General features: G+C 69.4%; 22 protein-coding genes and 1 tRNA gene. 11 read left to right on the forward strand and 12 right to left on the reverse strand.

Features of this window, described 5'->3' with window-relative positions:
• Nucleotides 1–23: 23 nt before the first annotated feature.
• Nucleotides 24–629: a Uma2 family endonuclease gene (locus BLQ73_RS04610; protein WP_245690787.1), complete on the forward strand. Its 606-nt coding sequence runs from the start codon at nt 24–26 to the stop codon at nt 627–629.
• A gap of 62 nt (nt 630–691) precedes the next feature.
• Here the strand turns inward: BLQ73_RS04610 and BLQ73_RS04615 are convergent, their stop codons facing one another.
• The 9 genes from BLQ73_RS04615 to BLQ73_RS04655 form a co-directional block, all read right to left on the reverse strand.
• The gene (locus BLQ73_RS04615; protein WP_093168541.1) at nt 692–2116 is read right to left on the reverse strand and encodes an acyl-CoA carboxylase subunit beta; all 1425 of its coding nucleotides are present in this window, start codon (nt 2114–2116) and stop codon (nt 692–694) included.
• A gap of 11 nt (nt 2117–2127) precedes the next feature.
• Nucleotides 2128–3360, reverse strand: a complete 1233-nt coding sequence (gene fabF, locus BLQ73_RS04620) for a beta-ketoacyl-ACP synthase II (RefSeq protein ID WP_093168543.1) — start codon at nt 3358–3360, stop codon at nt 2128–2130.
• A 161-nt stretch (nt 3361–3521) separates the two neighbouring features.
• A complete protein-coding gene (locus BLQ73_RS04625; RefSeq protein ID WP_093168545.1) occupies nt 3522–3761 on the reverse strand; it encodes an acyl carrier protein in 240 nt (79 codons plus the stop codon).
• Nucleotides 3762–3828: 67 nt separating this feature from the next.
• Nucleotides 3829–4776 carry a beta-ketoacyl-ACP synthase III gene (locus BLQ73_RS04630; protein ID WP_420819991.1) on the reverse strand — a complete coding sequence of 316 codons (948 nt, stop codon included), beginning with the start codon at nt 4774–4776 and terminating at the stop codon, nt 3829–3831.
• Nucleotides 4777–4781: 5 nt separating this feature from the next.
• Nucleotides 4782–5678: an ACP S-malonyltransferase gene (locus BLQ73_RS04635; protein WP_093168733.1), complete on the reverse strand. Its 897-nt coding sequence runs from the start codon at nt 5676–5678 to the stop codon at nt 4782–4784.
• 108 nt (nt 5679–5786) lie between these two features.
• Nucleotides 5787–6905 (reverse strand): PucR family transcriptional regulator, encoded by a 1119-nt coding sequence (locus BLQ73_RS04640; protein ID WP_093168549.1) that lies wholly within the window; start codon nt 6903–6905, stop codon nt 5787–5789.
• Between the two features lie 70 nt (nt 6906–6975).
• Nucleotides 6976–7425, reverse strand: coding sequence for a DUF350 domain-containing protein (locus tag BLQ73_RS04645; protein ID WP_093168551.1), 450 nt, complete (start codon nt 7423–7425; stop codon nt 6976–6978).
• Nucleotides 7426–7437: 12 nt separating this feature from the next.
• On the reverse strand, nt 7438–8607 hold the full coding sequence (locus BLQ73_RS04650) for a glutathionylspermidine synthase family protein (protein ID WP_093168554.1): 1170 nt from the start codon (nt 8605–8607) through the stop codon (nt 7438–7440).
• A gap of 8 nt (nt 8608–8615) precedes the next feature.
• Complete coding sequence (locus BLQ73_RS04655) at nt 8616–9074, reverse strand: hypothetical protein (protein WP_143020120.1); 459 nt, start codon at nt 9072–9074, stop codon at nt 8616–8618.
• A gap of 199 nt (nt 9075–9273) precedes the next feature.
• Between BLQ73_RS04655 and BLQ73_RS04660 the strand changes: the two genes are divergently transcribed.
• Complete coding sequence (locus tag BLQ73_RS04660; protein ID WP_093168559.1) at nt 9274–10002, forward strand: helix-turn-helix transcriptional regulator; 729 nt, start codon at nt 9274–9276, stop codon at nt 10000–10002.
• Between the two features lie 397 nt (nt 10003–10399).
• Here the strand turns inward: BLQ73_RS04660 and aceE are convergent, their stop codons facing one another.
• Entirely contained in the window at nt 10400–13147 is a 2748-nt protein-coding gene (gene aceE / locus BLQ73_RS04665) for a pyruvate dehydrogenase (acetyl-transferring), homodimeric type (protein ID WP_093168735.1), read from the reverse strand.
• A gap of 258 nt (nt 13148–13405) precedes the next feature.
• On the opposite strand from aceE, the gene BLQ73_RS04670 reads away from it, so the two are divergent.
• The 7 genes from BLQ73_RS04670 to BLQ73_RS04700 all read left to right on the forward strand — a co-directional run bounded on the left by BLQ73_RS04670 (nt 13406) and on the right by BLQ73_RS04700 (nt 17674).
• The gene (locus tag BLQ73_RS04670; RefSeq protein WP_093168561.1) at nt 13406–13600 is read left to right on the forward strand and encodes a DUF1918 domain-containing protein; all 195 of its coding nucleotides are present in this window, start codon (nt 13406–13408) and stop codon (nt 13598–13600) included.
• A 275-nt stretch (nt 13601–13875) separates the two neighbouring features.
• Nucleotides 13876–14304, forward strand: coding sequence for a DUF3052 domain-containing protein (locus BLQ73_RS04675; protein WP_093168563.1), 429 nt, complete (start codon nt 13876–13878; stop codon nt 14302–14304).
• Between the two features lie 692 nt (nt 14305–14996).
• The gene (locus tag BLQ73_RS04680; RefSeq protein ID WP_093168565.1) at nt 14997–15452 is read left to right on the forward strand and encodes a peroxiredoxin; all 456 of its coding nucleotides are present in this window, start codon (nt 14997–14999) and stop codon (nt 15450–15452) included.
• Between the two features lie 119 nt (nt 15453–15571).
• Entirely contained in the window at nt 15572–15904 is a 333-nt protein-coding gene (locus BLQ73_RS04685) for a hypothetical protein (protein ID WP_093168737.1), read from the forward strand.
• A 130-nt stretch (nt 15905–16034) separates the two neighbouring features.
• The gene (locus BLQ73_RS04690) at nt 16035–17009 is read left to right on the forward strand and encodes an ROK family protein (protein WP_245690788.1); all 975 of its coding nucleotides are present in this window, start codon (nt 16035–16037) and stop codon (nt 17007–17009) included.
• Between the two features lie 98 nt (nt 17010–17107).
• Nucleotides 17108–17179: transfer RNA gene (locus BLQ73_RS04695), tRNA-Val, on the forward strand.
• Between the two features lie 117 nt (nt 17180–17296).
• On the forward strand, nt 17297–17674 hold the full coding sequence (locus BLQ73_RS04700; RefSeq protein WP_176955274.1) for an RloB family protein: 378 nt from the start codon (nt 17297–17299) through the stop codon (nt 17672–17674).
• Here the strand turns inward: BLQ73_RS04700 and BLQ73_RS04705 are convergent.
• Both BLQ73_RS04705 and BLQ73_RS04710 read right to left on the reverse strand, forming a co-directional pair.
• Complete coding sequence (locus tag BLQ73_RS04705; RefSeq protein ID WP_093168571.1) at nt 17671–19443, reverse strand: carbamoyltransferase family protein; 1773 nt, start codon at nt 19441–19443, stop codon at nt 17671–17673. The genes BLQ73_RS04700 and BLQ73_RS04705 overlap by 4 nt on opposite strands.
• Before the next feature lie 317 nt (nt 19444–19760).
• Nucleotides 19761–20387, reverse strand: coding sequence for a LysE family translocator (locus tag BLQ73_RS04710; RefSeq protein WP_093168573.1), 627 nt, complete (start codon nt 20385–20387; stop codon nt 19761–19763).
• A gap of 324 nt (nt 20388–20711) precedes the next feature.
• Between BLQ73_RS04710 and BLQ73_RS04715 the strand changes: the two genes are divergently transcribed.
• Both BLQ73_RS04715 and BLQ73_RS04720 read left to right on the forward strand, forming a co-directional pair.
• The gene (locus BLQ73_RS04715; protein WP_093168575.1) at nt 20712–20993 is read left to right on the forward strand and encodes a metal-sensitive transcriptional regulator; all 282 of its coding nucleotides are present in this window, start codon (nt 20712–20714) and stop codon (nt 20991–20993) included.
• 164 nt (nt 20994–21157) lie between these two features.
• Complete coding sequence (locus tag BLQ73_RS04720) at nt 21158–22786, forward strand: endonuclease/exonuclease/phosphatase family protein (protein WP_218125618.1); 1629 nt, start codon at nt 21158–21160, stop codon at nt 22784–22786.
• The last annotated feature ends 152 nt before the right edge of the window (nt 22787–22938 follow it).

Below are 22938 nucleotides of genomic sequence, written 5' to 3' on the forward strand. Positions count from 1 at the left end.
AGTGCATTGATAGCTTGGCGGACATGAAGGCTGAGGCCAGGAGCGTCGAGATGACAACCCCATCGTTGCCGGGCTGGCTGTTTCCGCCCGAACAGGGATTCTTCGCTCAGGATCTCGATCACATTCCGGATCTGCCCCCGCACACAGAGTTGATTGATGGAAGCTTGGTGTTCGTGAGTCCACAAGCCAGCTTCCACACTCTGACGCTGTTCCTGCTTGAGCGTGAGTTGCGCGCTTCCGTGCCTGCGGCTCTCAAGGTGCGACGTGAGATGAGTGTCGTTCTCGGGCCGCGCCAGCGTCCGGAGCCGGATCTTGTCGTTTTCCACGCGCGGGCCGTAACGGGGAAGACGCAAACAGCCTTCCAGGCGGAGGACGTGGTGTTGGCTGTCGAGGTGGTCTCGCCGGACTCCGAGGTCAGAGACAGGGAACGCAAGCCTCAGATCTATGCAAGAGCGGGCATCCAGCACTTCTGGCGTGTAGAAAACGTCTCCGGATATCCGACTGTCTATGTGTACGAGCTGGATCCAGCGACGCAGGCTTATGTGCCGACGGGCATCTACCATGCCAAGCTTCAGCTCTTGGTGCCTTTCAGCATCGACATCGACCTCACGGAGATCGACGCCTTCTAAAGCGGTGCGGCACTCTGGCGGCTGTGCCCCCGGGCCTTGGGGCGGGGGCACGGAGCGAGCTGCTACAGCGGGATGTTGCCGTGGGCGCCGCGGGCGGGGGTGGCCTTGGCGAGGAGGGCGGCGATGGCGCCGCGGGTGGTGCCAGGCTGGATGATCTCGTCGACGACGCCGAGTTGGACGGCACGGTCGAGGCCGCCGGCGATCTTTTCGTGGTCTTCGGCGAGCTTGGCCTCAAGGGCGGCGCGATCGTCCTCGGGGCAGGCGGCGAGTTCGCGCCGCTTGAGCACGCGGACGGCGGCGACGGCTCCCATGACCGCGATCTCGGCGGTGGGCCAGGCGAAGACGCGGGTGGCGCCGAGCGAGCGGGAGTTCATGGCGATGTAGGCTCCGCCGTACGCCTTGCGGGTGACGAGCGTGACGCGCGGCACGGAAGCCTCGGCGAAGGCGTGGAGGAGCTTGGCGCCCCGGCGCACGACGCCGTCGTGTTCCTGGCCGACGCCCGGCAGGTAGCCGGGGACGTCCACCAGCACCACCAGCGGCACTCCGAACGCATCGCACATGCGCACGAAGCGGGCGGCCTTCTCGGCCGAGGTGGCGTCGAGGCAGCCGCCGAGACGCATCGGGTTGTTGGCGATGACGCCCACGGTGCGCCCGCCGAGGCGGCCGAGGGCGGTGACGACGTTGGGGGCCCACTTGGGGTGGAGCTCCAGCCCTGGGTCGTCCAGCAGGCCGTCGACGAGCGGGTGGACGTCGTAGGCGCGGCGCGGCGATTCGGGCAGGAAGGCGGTGAAGTCGACCTCCTCCACCGAATCGGGCCGGACCCGGCCCTGGTGGCCGAGGAGCGAGGCCAGGCGCCTGGCCTGGACCAGCGCGTCGGCCTCGGTCTTGGTGACGACATGGACGACGCCGCTGCGCTTGCTGTGGGGCTCGGGGCCGCCGAGCGCCCTCATGTCCACGTTCTCGCCGGTGACGCTGCGGACCACGTCGGGCCCGGTGACGAAGATGCGGCCCTCGTCGGCGAGGACGACGAGGTCGGTGAGGGCGGGGCCGTATGCCGCGCCGCCCGCGGCCGGGCCGACGACGACGGAGATCTGCGGGACGACACCGGACGCCTTGGTCATCGACGCGAAGACGCGGCCGACCGCGTGGAGCGACTCGACGCCCTCGGCCAGACGCGCGCCACCCGAGTGCCAGACCCCGACGATCGGGACGCGCTCTCGGACGGCCACATCGTAGGCGTGCACGATGTGCTCGCAGCCGTCGGTGCCCATCGCGCCGCCCTGCACCCGGGCGTCGCTGCAGAAGGCCACCGCCGGTGAGCCCTCGATGCGGCCCATCGCGGCGAGCACCCCGCTGCGGTCCTCGGGGGTGATCGGTCGGACCGTGCCCTCGTCGAACAAGGCGGTCAGCCGTATGTTCGGGTCCCGGGGGTCCACCGCCTCCTCTGCGGAGGCCGGTGTCACCACCCTGTTGTCAAGCACGGTCATCGCGAGGCCCCCTAGGCGGTGGTGAAGGCGACGGCGACGTTATGGCCGCCGAAGCCGAACGAGTTGTTGATCGCCGCGAGCTGCCCCTGCGGCAGCTCGCGCGGCTCGCCGCGCACGATGTCGACCTCGATGCCGTCGTCGAGGTCGTCGAGGTTGACGGTCGGCGGCACGATGCGCTCGTTGAGCGCCAGGATCGTGAAGACCGACTCGATTCCTCCGGCCCCGCCGAGCAGGTGACCGGTCATCGACTTGGTCGCGGTCACGAGCGGGTGGGTGCCGATGACCTCCTTGACGGCGACGGTCTCGACGACGTCGCCCGCCGGGGTGGAGGTGGCGTGCGCGTTGATGTGGCGAATGTCCTCGGGGGCGAGGTCGGCGTTGGCGAGGGCGCGCCGCATGGCGAGCATGATCCCGGCGCCGGTCGGCTCAGGCTGGGCGATGTGGTGGGCGTCGGCCGAGTAGCCGACACCCGCGGCGACGGCGTAGATGCGGGCGCCGCGCGCCAGGGCGTGCTCCTCCGACTCCAGCACCACGATGCCGGAGCCTTCGCCGAGCACGAATCCGTCCCTGGCCTTGTCGAACGGGCGGGACGCCCGCTCGGGCTCGTCGTTTCGGGTGGACATGGCGCGCATGGCGGCGAACGACCCCACGTTGAGCGGGTGGATCGCGGCCTCGGTGCCTCCGGCCACGACCACGTCGGCCCGGCCGGTGCGGATCATCTCGATGCCGTAGCCGATGGACTCGGCTCCGGTGGCGCAGGCGCTCACGGTGGCGTGGACGCCCGCCGTCGCGCCGAACTCGATGCCGATCCAGCCGGCGGCGCCGTTCGGCATGAGCATCGGCACCGTGAACGGCGACAGCCGTGTCCAGCCCTTCTCCTTGAAGGTGTCGTATGCCGCCAGGATGGTGGTGATGCCGCCGATGCCGCTGCCGACGACCACGCCGAGCCGGTCGGACTCCACCTTGGGGGTGCCTGCATCGATCCAAGCCTGCCGTGCCGCGATCAGCGCGAACTGCTCGGCCCGGTCCAGTCGCCTGGCCTCCGGCCTCGGCAGCACGTCGAGCGGGTCGACGGCGGCCTCGGCCCCGAATTTCACGGGGACGGAGTCGATCCAGTCCGCGTTGATCGTGCGGATGCCCGTCCGGCCGGCGAGGAGCGCCGACCAGGTCGACGCGACGTCACCACCGAGAGGCGTCGTCGCGCCGAGCCCGGTGACAACGACGCGAACCCGGTCTGTACTCACTTTGTGCGCTCCTTGTGCTTGAGCGAAGGGCCGCCGCCGCCCGGAGATGGGCCCTTCTGTGCCGCCGTGCCGTACGGCTCGGTCGTCCTTGGCCTCGCATTCCGGGCACGCGGGGCCGGTCAGGGGGTGTCGGCGCGTGCTGTGAGCACGCGCCTGACGCGTTAGTTCTGGATGAAGCTGATGACGTCCTTCACCGTCTTGAGGTGCTTGAGCTGGTCGTCGGGGATCTCGACACCGAACTCGTCCTGAGCGGCGACGGCGATCTCGACCATCGACAGCGAGTCGATGTCGAGGTCGTCCACGAAGCTCTTCTCCGGGCTGACCTCAGAGGCGGGGATGCCGGTGATCTCGTTGACGATCTTGCCGAGGCCAGCCAGGATGTCCTGCTCGTTCATGGCCATGTCGCGACTTCTCCTTGATGTGATTTCTCTTGAAGGGAAATGCGGCCCACAGAGCCGCACGTGGAGTCTAGGGAATTTCGATCACTTGGGCGGCATAGGTGAGCCCCGCGCCGAATCCTAGGAGAAGAGCGAGGTCGCCCGAGGACACCTCTCCCCGCTCGATCATGCGGGAGAGGGCCAGCGGGATGGAGGCGGCCGAAGTGTTGCCCGCGAGCACGATGTCCTTGGCGACGATCGCGTCCTTGGCGCCGATCTTGCGGGCGATGGCCTCGATGATGCGCAGGTTGGCCTGGTGGGGCACGAAGGCCGCGAGCTGCGACGGGTCGACTCCCGCGCGCTCGCATGCCTTCCGCGCGACCGGGTGCAGGGCGGTGGTCGCCCAGCGGAAGACGGTCTGTCCTTCCTGGTGGAGGAAGGAGTTGCGATCCTTGATGATGATGGCGTCGGACTTGTCACCGGCGCTGCCCCAGGCCACCGGCCCGATCCCGGGCGTCTCGGCGGCGGCTACGACGGCCGCGCCGGCGCCGTCCGCGAAGATCACGCAGGTGGCCCGGTCGGTCCAGTCGATCCACTGGGAGAGCTTCTCGGTGCCGATGACCAGCACATTGGTCGCCGACCCCGCGCGGACCGCGTCGCTCGCGGCGGCGAGGGCGTAGCAGAATCCGGCGCAGGCGGCGTTGACGTCGAACGCGCCGGGGGCGTCGATCCCGAGACGGTGGGCGACGCGGCCGGCGGCGTTGGGGATCTGGGCCTCAAGCGTGCAGGTGGCGACGATGACGAGGTCGATGGCGTCGGCCGACAGGCCGCTGGCGGCCAGCGCCTTGCCCCCGGCCTGCACGGCGAGGTCGATCTCGGACTCGGCCGATGAGGCGATGCGCCGCTCGGTGATGCCGACCCGGCTGCGGATCCACTCGTCGGAGGTGTCGATCGTCTTCGCGATGTCCTCGTTGGTGACGACGTCCGCCGGCTGGTAGCCGCCGAAGGCGAGCACACGTGCGCCGGGAGCGGTGGGCATGAGTCTCACTTGAGGGCCTCCCTGGCCGCGTCGAGATCGTCGGGGGTCTTCAGAGCCACGGTCACGACCCCCGGCATCGCCCGCCTGGCGAGTCCGGTGAGGGTGCCGCCGGGGAGGAGTTCGATGAGCGCGGTGACGCCCATGCCGACCATGGAGGCCATGCACGCGTCCCAGCGGACGGGGCTGCCGACCTGGGTGACCAGGCGGGCCAGGCAGTCGGCGCCCGACGTCACGACCGCGCCGTCCGCGTTGGACAGCAGGGGCGCCGACGGGTCCTGCGGTGAGACGCCGGCCGCGGCGTCGCGGAGGTGGTCGATGGCGGGGGCCATGTGCCGGGTGTGGAACGCGCCCGCAACGGCGAGCGGGCGGAGCCGGGCCCGCGCGGGCGGGTCCCCCTTGAGGGCGTCGAGCTGCTCAAGCGTGCCGCCGGCGACGATCTGGCCCGCGCCGTTGATGTTGGCGGGGGTCAGCCCATGGCGTTCCAGGGACGCGAGCACTTCGGCCTCGTCGCCTCCCAGCACCGCCGTCATGCCGGTCGCCGTCACGGCGGCGGCCTTGGCCATGGCCTGGCCGCGCTCGCGCACCAGCGCGAGTGCCTGCTCAGGGGTGAGGACCCCGGCGATCGCGGCGGCGGCGAACTCGCCGACGCTGTGCCCGGCGACCGCGCCCGGGGGGGCCTGGAGCACCTCGGCGGCGGCCAGCGAGGCCGCCACGAGCAGGGGCTGCGCGACGGCGGTGTCGCGGATCGCGTCGGCGTCCGCGGTCGTGCCGTAGGCGATCAGGTCGAGGCCGACGATGTCGGACCAGGCCGACAGCCGGTCGCTCACTCCGGGCAGTTCTAGCCACGGGTTGAGGAAGCCCGGTGTCTGGGCTCCCTGGCCCGGGGCGACGATTGCGTGCACGAAAACCACCATGCCCTGTAGATGTTCACCACACGGATAGAGATCCGCATGAAGATTGTCTAGTGAATTTTGTAGAGGACCTACAGTAGGGGTTTCATGGGCGGTGCGTTATCGGTCGATGTTCATCGAGATTTCGGACAGCCGTCCCAGAATCAGACCCACTTGCAGGGTGAAGGCGGACCTGCCTTCCGTGGGCTGATAGCCCGTCAACTCTGTGATCTTTCGCAGACGGTAGCGCACAGTGTTCGGATGGACGAACAGTAGTCGCGCCGTCGCCTCCAGAGAAGTGCCTTGTTCGAGATAGGTCGCCAGCGTGTCGAGCAGCGGCGTGCCGGTGAGCGGTAGGTAGACGTTCTCGACGAGCTGGGCGCGGGCGTCGGCGTCGCCGTCGATGGCGCGCTCGGCCAGCAGGTCGTCGGCGTGCACCGGGCGCGGGGCGTCGGGCCAGCCCGCCGCGGCGCGCAGGCCCGCGATGGCCGCGCGGGCGGAGCTCGCGGCGGCGTGGAGGTCGGACACCTCGGGACCGATGACGATGGGGCCGTCGCCGAACCTCGGCACCACATGCTTGGCGGCGTCGTTGACGCTGCCCGCCCCGCCGACGATCACGATCAGGCGGTCGCCCTGAACGCCCGCGAGCAGGTCGAGCCCCGCCCGCCTGCCCTTGTCCCGCAGCCCGTCTATCACCGCGCGCGGGTCGTCGTCGGGTGCGCGCCCGGCGAGCACGACGACGGGGGAGGACGTCCAGCCGAGGGCCGCCGCCCACGAGTGCAGACCGTCGTCCACCTCACCTCTGACGAGCGCGTCGACGATGAGCGCCTCGAGCCGCGCGTCCCACGCTCCGCGCACCTCGGCCTCACGCGCGTAGACGTGGGCCGCGGCGAAGGCGACGTCGCGCGTGTAGCGGAGCATCGCCTGCTGGAGCTGGTCGCCTCCGCCCGGCGCGGCGAGGTCGTCGACCTGGGCCTCCACGACCTCGACCACGACGCGGACGATGTCGACGGTCTGCTGGAGCGAGATGGACCGCTTGAGCTCGCGGGGCGCGGTGCCGAAGAACTCCATGCTGGGCGTCGGTCGGCCCTCGTCGACATGCTGGAACCAGTCGACGAAAGCCGCGATCCCGGCCTGGGCCACCAGGCCCACCCAGGAACGGTCCTCGGCCGACAGCGCGCGAAACCACGGCAGTCGTTCGTCCATGCGTGCCATCGCCGCCGTGCCGAGCGCGCCCATCGCGCGCTCCAGTCGGCGTGTGGTGTCCTCGCGTATCCGATCGCTCACACCTCTAGAGTGCCAGCTTGAATCAGATGACCGCGACGGCGGTGATCAGGCCGATGGCCAGGTGCGTCACCGCAAGAAGCTTCGTGCCCGGCTGGAGTTCGGCCTCGGTGACCAGCTCGCGCACCGAGATTCCGGCCACGAGGTCGAACAGCAGCATGGCGATGGTCTGTACGGCGATGCCCACGACGCCGAACACGGCGGTGGCGAGCAGGCCTTCGTGGAGCGCCCCGCTCGAGGACCAGATGGAGGCCGCGACGATGAGGCCCACGGCGACCAGGCCGGAGCCGGTGAGCAGCGTGGCGTTGGGGTTGCGCTCGGACTTGATGAGCAGGCTCAACTTGCCGGGGGTTGCCCAGTCGATGACGTAGAAACCGATGATCAGCATGACCACGCCGAGAATCGCGTAGGCGAAGATCGCGAGCGCTCCGCGGCCGAGGGTGTCGACGAGTGGGGAGGCGGCCAGAGCGACCATGATGTGTTACTCCTAGAGTTCGATTCTGTGAGGGACGAACGACGAGGTGTCGTCGGTGATGAGCCCCGAGGTCTCCCGGATGCCGAGGCCGGCGGCCTCGTCGTGTACCACCCAGGCGCCGAGCACCGGGCGCTGCCCGTCGAAGTCGGGAAGCGCCTGGAACTCCTGGTAGACGTGTCCCTCGGCGCCGTAGGGGCTGCCGGGGCGGGCCGTGCTCGCGCCGTGCCCCGGCGCGACGATCCACATGCCCGACCCCTCACGGCCGAGCAGCGGCTTGGCGATGTACGACGTCAGATCCCGCGGGCCGTCCAGGTAGGCGGGCAGCAGGTTGGGATGGCCCGGATACATCTCCCATAGGATCGCGAGCAGCGCCTTGTTGGACAGCAGCATTTTCCACAGCGGCTCGATCCAGGTCGAGGCGGGCTGGTGCCGTACGGCGAGCTCGCCGAACCGGTCCGCCACCGCCCACTCCCACGGGTAGAGCTTGAACAGCGACCGTACGACCCGGCCCTCCAGGTCGACGAAGCGCCGGTTCAGCGGGTCCCAGCCGAGGTCCTCCACCGCGATGGCGATGGCGTCGAGACCGGCCAGCTCCGCGGTCTCCTGCATGTAGGCGACGGTCATCGCCTCCTCGCCGGAACGGTCCATCGCCGTCCACGCGAAGTGCGTCGGCCCGGTCGGGAACACCCCCGCGAGTTCGCGCCAGCGGTCGACCAGCCGCTCGTGGATGGAGTTCCACTGGTCGTCGTCGGGGTGGGTGTCCTTGAGCCAGAACCACTGCACGACGGCGCTCTCCAGGAGGCTCGTCGGAGTGTCGGCGTTGTATTCCAGCAGTGTGGCCGGACCTTCGCCGTCGTAGCGCAGGTCGAACCTGCCGTAGACGTGCGGATCGCGCCGCTCCCACGAACCGACCAGCTCCGGCACCACCCCGGAGGGCACCGCGAAGTCGGCGAACCTCTCGGTGCGGATGACGTGGTCGACCGCGGCGAGGCACATGCGGTGGAGTTCCTCCACCTGCTCCTCTAGAGCGAGCACCTCGTCCATGGACAGCGTGTAGTGGACGCTCTCATCCCAGTACGGCCGGTCCAGCCCGTCCGGGTGGGCCGAACGGTGATACACCAGGCCCTGCGACTCGATGGTCTTCTCCCAGCCCCGGCGCGGGGTGGAGCTCAAACGTCTCACTGGCCGGCTCAGCTTCCCCCGTAGGATCCGCGCCCGCCGAGTCCACCGCGCTGGACGACCGTGCCGGACCGGCTGGTGATACTCACGTCGGAGGGGCGTACGGTGGTACCGCCCTGGACGCGGCCCGCAGCCGCGCGGCCTCCGTAGTACCAGTGGTAGGCGCTGCGGACGGCGTAGATATGGCTGGGCGAGTCCTCGTCGCAGTAGTCGTCGTCCACGATCAGGTAGCCGTCATCCGTTTGCGACGAGTAGTCGATGCAGTCGGCGTCGACTTCGTCGTCGTCGCCCGAGACGAAACCGGCGACGATCAGCCCGACGACGCCGACTCCCGCGACGGAGACGGCGATGCTGGCCTTGACCCGCCTGGACTTGCGCTTCCTCTGCATCTCCGCCAACTCGGCCTTTCGGTTCCGAGTACCGGCGGACGTTGGATGGGGTTCGGGGGACTTCGAGGTGGCCTCTGCCATCGCACTCCTTTTTCACTCTGAGCGCCTCTTCGACCCACCTAACGATCCGGAGAACAACGTCGTTCCACGCCCATTCCGGCAAGTAATGACGTAGCTATAGGGAGTGGGAGGAAGGAGAAGGCCCAGTGATGCAGAGTAGCGGTGTCTGATTTCCTGTTCAATCGGAGAACTGTCGGACCCGACGAGTAGCGTCCCAGGGGTGAACCGTACCGATCGGCTTTATGCCCTCGTTGAGGAGCTGCGCGCGATCTCTCCCAGGTGCCGGTCCGCACGCGAGCTCGCCGTCCGTTTCGACGTGAGCAAACGCACCATCGAACGCGACATCGCCGCACTGCAGGCCTCAGGTGTTCCCATCTACGCCGAACCCGGCCGACGCGGCGGATACTGCCTGGACAAGACGATGTCGCTGCCGCCGCTCAACTTCACCCCCGCCGAGGCCGTGGCCATCGCGGTGGCGTTGGGCCGGGCCGGAGGGCAGCCGTTCGCCCGCCACGCGCGCAGCGCCCTCCGCAAGGTCGTGGCGGCCATGCCCGCCCCGGACGGCGAGCGGGCACGCGAGCTGGCGGCCCGGGTGCGATTACTCGACCCCGAGCCCCAGGAGGGGGCGCGGGCCGACCCCGTTCCTCCGGACGCGGTGGCCAGGGCCATCGAGGACGCGCTGCTGCGCCGGCAGGTGCTGCGCATCTCCTACACCGACCGGAAGGGGGAGCCCACCTCCCGCGACATCGAGCCGGCGGTGTTCATCGGGGGAGTGGGCGGCTACTGGTATCTCGTGGGCTGGTGCAGGCTCCGCGACGACGTGCGGGTCTTTCGGCTCGACCGCATCGCCGCCGCCGAGCCGACGGGCGAACGCTGCCCGGAGCGGCCGCCCGAGCGTTTCGTCACCGATCTGCCGGATGTCGTTGTCCGCAACCCGGACCTGGGGTGAGCCCGGCGCGGCGGCCATCGAGGACACCGACATGCCGAAAAACACCGACATAAGGCTGTCGCACACGGCCTCCATAGTGGACGTACGGCCCGCGCACGCCGCCGACCGCCGAACGGCGGCGCGCGCTGTGGCTCACCGGATCCGCCGCGTCACACCGACGCCGTGAGGATGTCGTGGGCCGCCTTCTCCGAGATGATCGCGGTGGGCGCCGCGCCGAGGCCCGTGATGCGGAGAACGAGAAGAGGCGGCGTGCTCCCTCCTCGCACACCGCCTCACCAGGTCGTACGGCCGACGCCAGGAATCATGACGCGAATTCCGGGGGAAATTTCATGAAGGGCGCCCCCCACTCTCGCCGGGGGCGCCCTCCTGGTGTCGACCTCGCGTGATCAGAGACTGATCAGAGACCCATCGACTGGGCGTCGTTGCTCTCCGCGCCGGACGCCTCGGTCACGCCGTTCTTGAGGTGGTAGCGCGCGATGGCCTCGCGCACGACCTCGGGCTTGACCTCGCCGCGCCTGGCGAGCTGGGTCAGCACGGCCAGCGTGATCGACGTGGCGTCGACGTGGAAGTGCCGGCGCAGCGCCGACCGGGTGTCGGACAGGCCGAACCCGTCGGTGCCGAGCGAGGTCCAGTCGCCCGGAACCCACTGGGCGATCTGGTCCGGCACGGCCTTCATGTAGTCGCTCACGGCCACGAACGGGCCGCTCGCCGCCGACAGGGCCGAGGTGACGTACGGCACGCGCTGCTCGCTGTCGGGGCTGAGCAGGTTGTGCTCCTCGCAGGCGAGGGCCTCACGCCGCAACTCGGACCACGACGTGGCCGACCAGACGTCCGCCGAGACGCCCCAGTCCTCGTCCAGCAGGCGCTGCGCCTCCAAGGCCCACGGGCCGGCCACGCCGGAGGCCAGGATGTTGGCCCGAGGGGCGTGGTCGGACGTCGCCCGGGCGAACAGGTAGAGCCCCTTGAGCAGGCCCTCCACATCGATGCCCGCCGGCTCGGCCGGCTGCTGGTAGGGCTCGTTGTAGACGGTCAGGTAGTAGAACACGTCTTCGGGGCTGTCGCCGTACATGCGGCGGATGCCGTCCTTGACGATGTGCGAGATCTCGAACGCCCAGGCCGGGTCGTAGGAGATCGCCCCGGGGTTCGTCGAGGCGATGAGCGGTGAATGGCCGTCCTCGTGCTGGAGGCCCTCGCCGTTGAGCGTGGTGCGGCCGGCGGTCGCGCCGAGCAGGAAGCCCCTGCCCATCTGGTCGGCCAGCTGCCACATCTGGTCGCCGGTGCGCTGCCACCCGAACATCGAGTAGAAGATGTAGACCGGGATCATGTGCTCGCCGTGCGTGGCGTAGGCCGTGCCCGCCGCGAGCACCGAGCCCATCGACCCGGCCTCGCTGATGCCCTCGTGGAGGATCTGCCCTTCGGCGGACTCCTTGTAGGAGAGCAGGAGCTCCCGGTCCACCGCGTCGTAGGTCTGCCCGTGCGGGGAGTAGATCTTCGCGGTCGGGAACATCGCGTCGAAGCCGAAGGTGCGGGCCTCGTCGGGGATGATCGGCACGATCCGCGACCCGAGCTCCTTGTCGCGCATCAGGTCCTTGAGCAGGCGCCCGAACGCCATCGTCGTCGCGATGGCCTGCTTGCCGGAGCCCTTGCGCAGGCCCGCATAGGCGTCGTCGCCGGGGAGCTTGAGCGGCTTGGCGCGCATGACCCGTTTGGGCAGCATGCCGCCGAGCGCCGCCCGGCGCTCCATCATGTACTGGATCTCCTCGTTGTCCGGCCCCGGGTGGTAGTAGGGGGGCAGGTCGCCTTCGAGATCCTTGTCCGGGATTTCGAGGTAGAGCCGGTCGCGGAACTCCTTGAGCTCCGCCTTCGACAGCTTCTTCATCTGGTGCGTCGCGTTGCGCGCCTCGAAGTCCTTGCCGAGGGTCCAGCCCTTGATGGTCTGGGCGAGGATCACCGTGGGCTGCCCGACGTGCTCGCGGGCGGCCTTGAACGCGGCATAGACCTTGTGGTAGTCATGCCCGCCGCGCGACAGCTTGCGGATGTCGTCGTCGGTCAGGTGCTCGACCATGCGGCGCAGGCGCGGGTCGTCGCCGAAGAAGTTCTCGCGGATGTAGCCGCCGGACTCGACGCTGTAGGTCTGGAACTGACCGTCGGGCGTCGTGTTCATCTTGTTGACCAGGACGCCGTCCACGTCGCGCGCGAGCAGCGGGTCCCAGTCGCGGCCCCAGACGACCTTGATCACGTTCCAGCCCGCGCCGCGGAAGAACGACTCCAGCTCCTGGATGATCTTGCCGTTGCCCCGCACCGGGCCGTCGAGCCGCTGGAGGTTGCAGTTGATGACGAAGGTCAGGTTGTCGAGCTCTTCGCGCGCGGCGAGCCCGATGGCGCCGAGCGACTCCGGCTCGTCCATCTCGCCGTCGCCGAGGAAGCACCAGACGTGGCTGCGGCTGGTGTCCTTGATCTTGCGGTTGAGCAGGTAGCGGTTGAACCGCGCCTGGTAGATCGCCGAGATCGAGCCGAGGCCCATGGAGACCGTCGGGAACTCCCAGAAGTCCGGCATCAGACGCGGATGCGGGTAGGACGGGAGGCCGTGGAAGCCGTGGGACAGCTCCTGCCGGAAGGCGTCGAGCTGGGCCTCGTTCAGGCGCCCTTCCAGGAAGGCGCGGGCGTAGACGCCCGGAGCCGCGTGGCCCTGGAAGTAGACCTGGTCGCCCGACTCGCCGTGGTCCTTGCCGCGGAAGAAGTGGTTGAAGCCCACCTCGTAGAGCGAGGCGGCCGAGGCGTAGGTCGCGATGTGGCCGCCCACGTTGGTGCGCGCGTTGGCGCGGGTGACCATGACGGCGGCGTTCCACCGGATATAGGCGCGAATGCGGCGCTCGACGTATTCATCGCCGGGGAACCACGGCTCGCGCTCGGGTGGGATCGTGTTGATGTAGTCGGTGCTCCGGAGACCGGGCACACCCACCTGGTGCTCACGCGCTCGCTCCAGCAGGCGCAACATCAGGTATCGGGCGCGTGTCCTTCCCTCCGTCTTGACCACGTTGTCAAGAGATTCGAGCCATTCCTGGGTCTCGCTGGGGTCGACATCAGGCAGCTGGCTGGGTAGGCCGTCACTGATGATCGAGAAACGCTGGCGTCCGGAAGCCACTGGGTCTCGCCTTCCGAGGATGGTCTTGTGAAGCCTCTTCATCTTGTTGTCTAGGACACTTCCATCCTGGCCGCTCGCTGCGGAAAACGCATCTCTACCGCCCGGTAACCGGGAAGTCGGTGCTGGCAGGGACGGGATCGTGGCCTAGACCACCGATGGTAGGACGATTTAGGGACAAACGTTACATCGGGGTACCCCTTTTCGGGAGCAGTCAGACGTATGAATCTGGGAAGAGAGGAAGTAACGGGGGGAGACAGCATGTACGCGACCGTGGGGGACCGTCTCCTTATGCACGGTAATGCCGTGGGGGAGCCGGACAGGCAAGGCGACATCATCGAGGTGCGCGGAGCGGGGGGAGGGCCGCCCTTCGTGGTGCGGTTCGACGACGGACACACGGGTTTGGTCTTCCCGGGCCCGGACACGATCGTCGTTCCAGCTCAGCGCAACCCGTAGGGGCAATAGGATCACACGTGTGACATCGCACGGCCGCCTCGGCGGCGAAACGGCCGGTGGTCGCTGTTCCGCGGCCACCGGGGCGGGGCCGTCGGACGGCTTCTCGGATGGCCGGACCACCGCTGACGACTGTCTATTTTGTCTGTTTGATTCATGAGGACTGGGGCTGTCGTCGTGGCGACCGTTGACGACGATGGGTCACAGCGTGTGGACTGTGCCGAAACAAAGGCCCACATGGGCACAGTTGAGGGGCCACCCAAGCAGGAGGGATACACGTGAGCGCGACCGCGGGTCAGGCGCAGGACGAGCGTGGCCTGGCCGACCGACTCGGGCTGAAGCCGGGTCAGGTGGTGCAGGAGATCGGCTGGGACGAGGACGCCGACGAGCAGCTTCGCGATTCGATCGAGGCGCTGACCGGCAGCGAACTGGTCGACGAGGACTATGACGACGTCGTCGACGTCGTGCTGATGTGGTGGCGCGACGGCGACGGCGATCTGTTCGACGCGTTGAGCGACGCGATGGCCGTCCTCACGGACGGGGGACAGATCTGGCTGCTGACGCCCAAGGCGGGCCGAGCGGGCCACGTCGAGCCGAGTGACATCGGGGAGGACGCGACGACGGCCGGGCTGTCTCAGACCAGCAGCATCAGCGCCGCCGGCGACTGGTCGGGCACTCGGCTGGTCGCGCCGAAGGCGCGCCGCTGAACTCGGGCCCGGCTCCACAGGCCGGACAGTCGTGTACGGACCGTGACCGGACCGGCCGGGACCTCCGGTCAGCCGGTTCCACACGCGAGGCCGATCGGCCCCGCGGCCCGTTCGCGCGCGTGGCCCATTCGCGCGCTCGGCACCGAATGCGCGCGGCGCCGAGCGGCGGTCACGAGGCCGGAGCCGGTCGCGGGCGACCTTCGCGACCTTCGGCGATGACGAGATCGTCGGCCACTATGAGATCGGCCATAGAGGCATAGCCGCCCCTTCGCCGGGCGCTTATGCCGGGACGGAATCATCGCTCGCCGTGCGGCGGGGGCCGCACGGCACGGGAGCGGGCGCACGGGTGATCGGTCCGCCGGGACCGGTCGGCCGTACGGCGCCCGCCCGAGCTCCTCATGCCGTCTCACAGGCGAACTCGCCTGTCGACCCCCCCTGTGGCCGGAGGCCCTGTGAACCGGCGGCCGATCGGCCCGGCGTGAACGGGTCGGCCGGGTCGGCCGGGCGCCGGCGGGCCGCTCGGGCGGTGCCGTACGGGCCGGGGCGCGCTCCGGACGGCCGGACGGGCCGGGGCGCGCTCCGGACGGCCGGACGGGCGCCACGCCCGGGACGGGGCGCACCGGCGACCCGGGCCGTGATGCGGGAGGATGGTGGCATCCGCCCACGGCGCCCCCTGAAGGGAATCCAGTGACATGACCGTTGACGTCGGTTCCGCCGCACCGGAGTTCGAGCTGATGGATCAGCACGGCACGCCGGTCAGGCTGTCGGACTACCGGGGCAAAAAGGTCGTGCTGGTCTTCTACCCCCTGGCCTTCAGCGGCGTCTGCCACAGCGAGCTCGGCGCCCTCCGCGACGACCTCCTGCCCACGGCTCCGGATGACGTGCAGGTGCTCACCGTCTCCGTCGACTCGATGTTCGCCCACAGGGCTTGGGCGGATCAGGAGGGATATCCGTTTCCGCTGCTCTCCGACTTCTGGCCACACGGACAGGTCGCGGCGAAGTACGGTGTGTTCGATGAGACGAAGGGCCTCGCGCGCCGCGGCACCTTCATCATCGACGGCCAGGGCGTGGTGCGTTGGAAGGTCGTCAAGGCGCTTCCCGACGCCCGCGACATCGCCGACTACCGCAAGGCGCTCGCCGACATCTAGGCAGCGGGCCCATCGGCCGGCGTCACCCCCCGTGCACCGTCTCCCGCCCCGGTGCGCCCACGGGGGCGCAGTCGGCGACATCTGAATCCGACCCTCATCCCACTCCGATGGAGGCGACGATGCCCTGCTATCGATGCGGGGCCAGGCAGATCGACCCGGCGCGTGGCGCGAGCCCGTGGAAGCGCGGTGTACGCCACGAGACGCAGGTGCTCGTCTGCCCGGACTGTCAGCAGAGTCACACCGGCGATCTCGATTCCTGCCGTGCGTGCGGCTCCACCGCTCTCATCTGCAGACTCGGCGAGGTCGAGTGCCGCGGCTGCGGTGCCGTACGGCCGGCGCAGGCCCCCGACCAGCTCGTCACCTCGGGGGCGCCCCCGGGGCTGTCGGCCGAGGTAGAGGCCGCGCTGAGCCGTGTCCTGGGCCGCGCCGCGGCGCCGCGACCAGGGGACTGACCGCAAGGGGGGATGGGGGCTGATCAAAATGCCGATCGCCCCCTATATTGCTCATAATCGAGCAATCTACCCCGCGGGAGGGTGCTGCATGAGGTCCTTCGTGGTTGCCCTAGATGTCGGTGGCACTTCCATGAAGGGCGCTCTTGTCGATCGGGTCGGCACTATCCTGCATACCGAGCGCCGAGCGACGCCCCGACAACACGGGCCCGAAGCCGTGGTCAAGACCATCAGGGCCTTCATCACCCACCTCACCCGCCTGGGCGACACGCTGCCCACCGGACATCCCGGTGGCGACCGGCGCGGCCCCCTGCGGCCGAAAGCGGGCCGTGAGCACAGCGGCCTGGCCGGCGTCGGCCTGGTCGTTCCCGGTCTCGTCACACCCACCACCGCCGTCTACGCCGCCAACCTCGGCTGGCGCGACGTCCCCGCCGAGGAGTTCACCTCGCTCGACGTTCCCGTCATGCTGGGCCACGACGTGCGCACCGGCGGCCTCGCCGAGAGCGTCCTCGGCGCCGGACGGGAATGCACCGACTTCCTCTTCCTCCCCATCGGCACCGGCATCGCCGGGGCCATGATCATCGATGGCGAGCCGTACGGCGGCGCCGCCGGCTGGAGCGGTGAGATCGGCCACATCCCCGTCCTCCCCGACGGCGAAACGTGTGCCTGCGGCCAGATCGGCTGCCTGGAGACCTACGCCTCCGCCGCCTCCGTGGGCCGCCGCTACAGCCTGCGCGCCGCCCGCCCCGGCACCCGGGCAGAACAGGTCGTCTCCCTCGCCCGCTCCGGAGACCCCGTCGCCGTCGCCGTATGGAACGACGCCGTCGAGGCCCTGTCGCTCGCCCTCGCGAGCTACACCCTCCTCCTCGACCCCGCCGTCATCGTCCTCGGCGGCGGCCTCGCCGAGGCCGGGTCCGCCCTCTCCGACCCCCTCCGCGAACGCCTCTCCAAGCGCCTCGCCTTCCGCGAGGCCCCCCCGCTCAACTCCGCCGCCCTCGGCGTCAACGCCGGCATGCTCGGCGCCGCCCTCCTCGGCTGGCACGCCGCCGGCGACCCCGGCATCGGCGGCACCTGGACCGTCCCGCTGTCCCTCCCCCCGGCGCCGTAGAGCACTCGCCTTACAAGCGAGGGATCCCCCACTGGAACCCGCTCACGTTGATGTGCCAGTCGGGGCCTTGGTGCCGTATGGTTGGCTCACGTGCGTCCGGGCGCTTAGCTCAGCGGTAGAGCACTCGCCTTACAAGCGAGGGGTCACTGGTTCGAACCCAGTAGCGCCCACACCGGCAGGCCCTCACCTCGGAAACGGGTGGGGGCTTTTTCGTGTGTCCCGGCCCGGCCCGCGGGGCGGCGCGCGCAGCGCAGGCCGCTTCGCTCGACCTCTCAAGGTCTCGCAGCGTGCCGATCAGGACCGTGCAGATTTGGTGCGTCCTCGACACCGAACTTGATCACGGGCTGGCTGAGCGGATGCTGGCGGAGGCCGACGGAAAAGTCATGCTTGCTCTTTCGACCCCGTGCTTCGACTTCTGGCTCCTGCTTCATCGCGAGGACCACCGTGCTCCGTTCCAGACGGCCGGCGGCGCCGAGAGAGCATCGAAGCGCGTGATGCCGACGTGGAGCAAAGGCGGCACTAAATTTGCGGACTTCCAGGACGGAGTGGGCGATGCCTGTCGGCGGGCAAGGGCTGCTGATCCCGAGGGGAAGAACTATATGAGGAATCCATCCACGTCGGTGTGGAGACTCATGCAGTCCATTCGAGAACCCGTCAAGGACTAGTCCAGGCGGATGGCCTCACGCCAGTCCCGCGCTTCGCGCCACATCGGCTGATCCCGTTTGTAGAGGAGGAAGCATCCCAGGACGAGTACATCCATGTTGGTGCGCATGAAGCAGGCGTATGCCTCGCCCGGGGAGCTCACCACGGGTTCGCCACGCATCCTGAACGGGGCGGCGGCGAGCAGCGGGCACCCTGTCGCCTCCTTGAAGGCGGCGAGGAGGCGGTGGTAGGCCGGGTTGCTCTGCTCGTCGATCAGGTGGACGCGGGCGGAGTAGTCGACGTCGGTGACGGCGGGGATCGTGGAGCGCCGCACGTGCAGGAGGTTGAGGCCGGTGGCGGTGGTGCCGCCCGCCTGGTCGACGCGTCTGGAGGACGAGATCTCGGTGGCGGTGAGCATGGAGGGCCCGTCCCGGTCGAGGCGGAAGTAGTCCTTGGCGTCCGCGGCGAGCACCGAGGCCGTGAGGGGGCGGTGGGACTCGCGGAAGGTGACCTTGAGGTTCATGGCGGACTGCATGTCGGGGTCGCGCGGGTCGCCGAGGACGGCGCGCGCGCCGAGCGGCTCCGGGCCGAACTCCATACGGCCGGAGAACCAGGCGACGACCCGGCCCTGGGCGAGCTCGGCGGCGACGTCGCGGGCGAGGGCGGCGGGAGCGGGACGGGTGTGCGGGATCTCGTTCTCCCTGAGGAAGGCGTCGATCTCCTCGTCGCCGTAGGCGGGGCCGAGGAGGGAGAAGGCCATGCCGTCGCCGCCGCCGAGGAGCGGGCGGGGCGCCCCGCGGTCGGCCGCGACCGCCAACGCGGCCCCCAGGGTGCCGCCCGCGTTGCCGCCGACGGGCTGCGTCCACGTCTCGCCTGGGCACCCGCCCGTCTTCACCGTGCCGCCGGCGACGCAGAGCCTGCTCTCCCCGGTGATCCGCTGCGCCGTGCGCGCGAGGCGCACCACGATGTCGTCGGCCACGAGCCGGACGGACGCACACAGATCAAGCTCGCGATCGGTCAGCGGGGCGTGCGGAAGGCGGCGCGGCCCGCCGAACAGCCTGCCGAACGCGCGCCCGGTCACCACCTGGCCGCGGACATTCTTGATATAGCGGGTGTTCAGCCGGAAGGAGCCGTCCGGTTGGATCTGCACGATTTTCTCGCGGATGAGCGTCGCGTAACGCGGTTCACCGTACGGCGCCAGCCCGGCGATATCGAATTCCCCGGACCCCGATCGGAATCCGCAGTAATACATGAACGCCTCATAGAGCATTCCGAGTGAATGGGGAAGGCGTATATCGGTGAGCCTGTGCACCTGGCTGCCGCGCCCGTGCCACAGTGTGGTCGAGGCCAGATCGCCGGCGCCGCCGAGGCACAGGACGGCGGCCGATTCGAACGGGCTCGGCAAGAATGCCGACGCCGCACGCGATTCGTCGTGGCAGCGGATCAGGATGTCGGGGACCTGGCCGAGCCGCAATCCGGACAGGCTCCGGCCGACGGTGCCGGCGACGCGGCGCTTCCAGCCGAGTCGCCGGGTGAGGGTGCGGCGGAACTCGGCCGGCCGGTGCCGGGTGCCCGGCGTGGGATCGTCGTAGTAGGCGACCGCGGCGACGTCATCGAGTCCGGCTCCCGCCTCGCGCAGGCAGTATTCGATCGCGAGCGTTGGGAAGGAGGGGTCGTGGCAGCGCCTGCTGAATCGTTCCTCCTGCACCGCGGCCAGCGGCACACCATCGGCGATCAGCGCCGCGGCGCTGTCGGGGCAGTGGGCCGAAAGGCCCAGCACCAAGTCAGACACGGGTTCTCCTTCAACGCGCTGCGTGGACCTGCGGGACATCGCGGTGGGAGTGCGTTTCAACGCGGTCGTGCGTCGGCGGACCGAGTCCCGCCGGCCGGATGGCGACCGCTCAGTGGTGAGATGGTGCGAGAGAAGAATGAAATGCACAGGCGAATCGCTTGTACGGCACAGCCGCCGCGCCGCCGTTGATCGGCCCGCGATTGCGCGCAGGAAATGCGGCGGGCCGTGATTCTTCCGAGTGAAAACTAGCAGCGACACCAACGGGCATCAAGATCTTGAGGACGCCCGATTTCACGAGCCGGGCTCAGGGGCGTGTTTCAACGGTCGGCGGCGACGCCTATGGCGAGCCCGGCGAGAATCGTTCCCATGAAGTAGCGCTGAATACGCTGCCACAGCGGCCGGCCGGCGAGAAATGCCGCGACAGAACCGGCGGCGAGCACGATCAGACCGTTGACGGTGAGCGCGACGCTGATCTGGGTGAGGCCGAGGGCGAGGCTCTGGGCGGCGACGGCGCCGCGTTCCGGGTCGACGAACTGGGGAAGCAGTGAGACGTAGAGGATCGCGATCTTCGGATTGAGCAGGTTGGTGAGGAGGCCCATCGCGAAGAGCCTGCGCGGCCGGTCGGTGGACATCCGCGTGGGGGCGAACACCGTGTGTCCGCCGGGCCGTACGGCCTGCCAGGCGAGCCAGAGGAGATAGGCGGCTCCGGCGAGCTTGACAGCGGTGAAGAGCTGGGGAACGAGCGCGAAGACCGTGGCCAGTCCGGCGGCGGCCACGGCCATGTAGATGAGGAACCCGGCGGCGACGCCCGCCAGGGAGATGAACCCTGCACGTCTCCCCTGGGTCAGGGTTCTCGACACCAGGTAGATCATGTTGGGGCCGGGTGTCACGACCATCCCTAGAGCTACCGCCGCCATGCCGAGAACAGCCTCAATGCTGACCACGAACCCTCATTTCATGAGTGCCATGCCTGCGATTAACGCCTGATCGGGAATTTCATGCCCTTACGGTTGCTGTGCTCGTGTGCTCGTGTGCTCGTGTGCTCGTGTGCTCGTGCGGTGGCTGGCGTGGCACGGGGACCGATCCCATCACTCAGGCAGGAAGGCCCACCAACAATCACCAACAGCCACACGTGCCCACGATACGGGAGGAGTTCGGAGGCGAGGCGGCAATGACGCCTGCCGCTCGACACCGAGCACGGAATACGGTGGGGGGGTATGGTGTTCCTGAGGGCAGGGAGAACGGCAGAGCGAAGGGAGAGCCAGACGATGGTGGGATACAGCCCTACAAAAGAGGACCACCTCCAGCGGTTGCGCCGGATCGAGGGGCAGACTCGCGGTCTACAGCGGATGGTCGAAGAGGACAAATACTGCATCGACATCCTGACCCAGGTGTCGGCGGTCAACCGGGCGCTGCAGGCGGTCGCACTGTCGTTGCTGGAGGAGCACATGGCCCACTGTGTGGCCGAGGCGACCCGCCAGGGAGGAGCCGAGGCCGAGGCCAAGATCAAAGAGGCGTCCGACGCCATCGCCCGCCTGGTCCGCTCCTGACCGATCCGCGGCAGGGCGGCACTGAGGGCACGCACGCATCCACCGTGATGGGAGATGTTCGCCGAGACGGGTCTTGATGTGTGCGGCCCGGACAGCGGGAGGACGGCCTATCGTAACGTTTGTCCCAGAAGCTTCTTGACGCTCACCAGTGAACAAGGAGTCTCATGCGCAGGATCCCGTTGATCTCGGCTGCCGCCCTCGCCGCGATCACCGCCACGGCCTCCCTCGCCGTGGCCGACCCCGCCGGCGCGCGTGCCTCGGCCGCCACGCCCGCGGCCTCCGGCACGCCGTCGCCGCAGGGGGCATCCACCGCGGCGGCGCCAGGCGGAACCCTCACCGTGAAGTCCGCTGTCGTCCAGGCCGGCCGACCGATCACCTTCACCTACACGACGACGGCGCTCGACGCCAAGAACTGGATCGGGCTCTACACCGACCCCGGCAACGGCCCCGTCGACCAGCGCTACGTCGGCCCCTCCCTCACGTGGGCGTACACCCCGCACGGAAACGGCACCGTCGAACTGCCCACGACCGGGCTGGAACCGGGGAACTACATCGCGTTCTCCCTGGCCAAGGACGGCTACAAGTGGCTGGCCGAGCCCGTGAAGCTGCGCGTGACGAGCGGTGAGCGGCTCCGGTTCGTCACCGAGACGATCCCGCTGCGCAACGCCCGCGCGGAGAGCGCCTACAGCGCGACCGTCCAGGGCCTGCTGCGGGGCGACACCGACGGGATGGCCTTCCAGAAGGTGTCCGGGCCGAGCTGGGTCAAGGTCGACGCCAGGGGCGCGGTGACCGGCACCCCGCCCGCCGCGGAGTCGGCCACGACCTCCGTCGTCGAAGTGCGCGCCGCCAACGCGGCGGGCGACAGCCGTACGGCGAAGCTCTCCATCGACGTGCGCCCGCCCGGGGCGCGGCTCGTGCCCGAGCTGAAGGCCCTGAGCTGGAACCTGTGGCACGGCGGCTCGCAGGTCAAGGGCGGACGGGAGAAGCAGCTCAAGTTCCTGCTCGACCACGACATCGACGTGGTCGGCCTGCAGGAGAGTTCCGGCGTCTCGGCCGCCGAACTGGCCGCCGCGCTCGGCTGGGACCACTACCAGGCCGGCGCCGACGTCGGCGTGATCAGCCGCTACCCCATCGTCTCCCGGGGCCCGCTGCCGTCCGTGTCGGGACTGCCGGTGTCCAACGTCACGATCGAACTCGACGAGCGGCACGGCGAGAAGATCGCGCTGTGGAACGCCCACCTCGGCTACACGCCGTACGGCCCCTACGACGCCTGCTTCGGCAAGATGACCGTGCAGCAGCTCCTCGACCGTGAGGCGCAGTCCAAGCGCACTGGGCAGATCGAGGGGATCATGAGAGCGATGGAGTCCGATCTGCGGGCCGCGGACCGCACCCCCGTACTGCTCATGGGCGACTTCAACGCCCCGTCGCACCTCGACTGGACCGCCGCGAACTCGCGCTGCGGCTACAGGGACGTGCCCTGGCCGACCTCGGTCCTGCCCGAGCGGGCGGGGATGAAGGACTCCTACCGGGTCGCCAACCCCGACCCGAAGGCCGCCCCTGGCATCACGTGGTCGCCGATCTACAAGACCTTCACCGGTGGCTACGGGCACGACTCGCACAAGGGCGAGCCCGAGCCGCTGGACCGCATCGACTTCATCCACTACAAGGGCAACATGCGGGTGAAGAGCTCGGCCGCCGTCGTCGAGGGCGTGCCCACCGCCATCCCCGACCACCAGAACAACCAGTGGACCTCCGACCACGCGGCTGTTCTCACGGTGTTCGACGTGCCCTGACGCGCACGGTGCGCAACGTGCGTGGGATCTGTGCGCCCGTGCGTGGGATGCCGGAACCGCGCCCGGCCTTACGGGGCGTGGGCGGGCGCGGTTCCGCGCCGGCGGGTGGGGGATGCGCTCCGGGCCCGCGTGCCGGTCCGGCCGGAGGTGGC

Source organism: Sinosporangium album (assembly GCF_900100605.1).
Taxonomy (GTDB): domain Bacteria; phylum Actinomycetota; class Actinomycetes; order Streptosporangiales; family Streptosporangiaceae; genus Sinosporangium; species Sinosporangium album.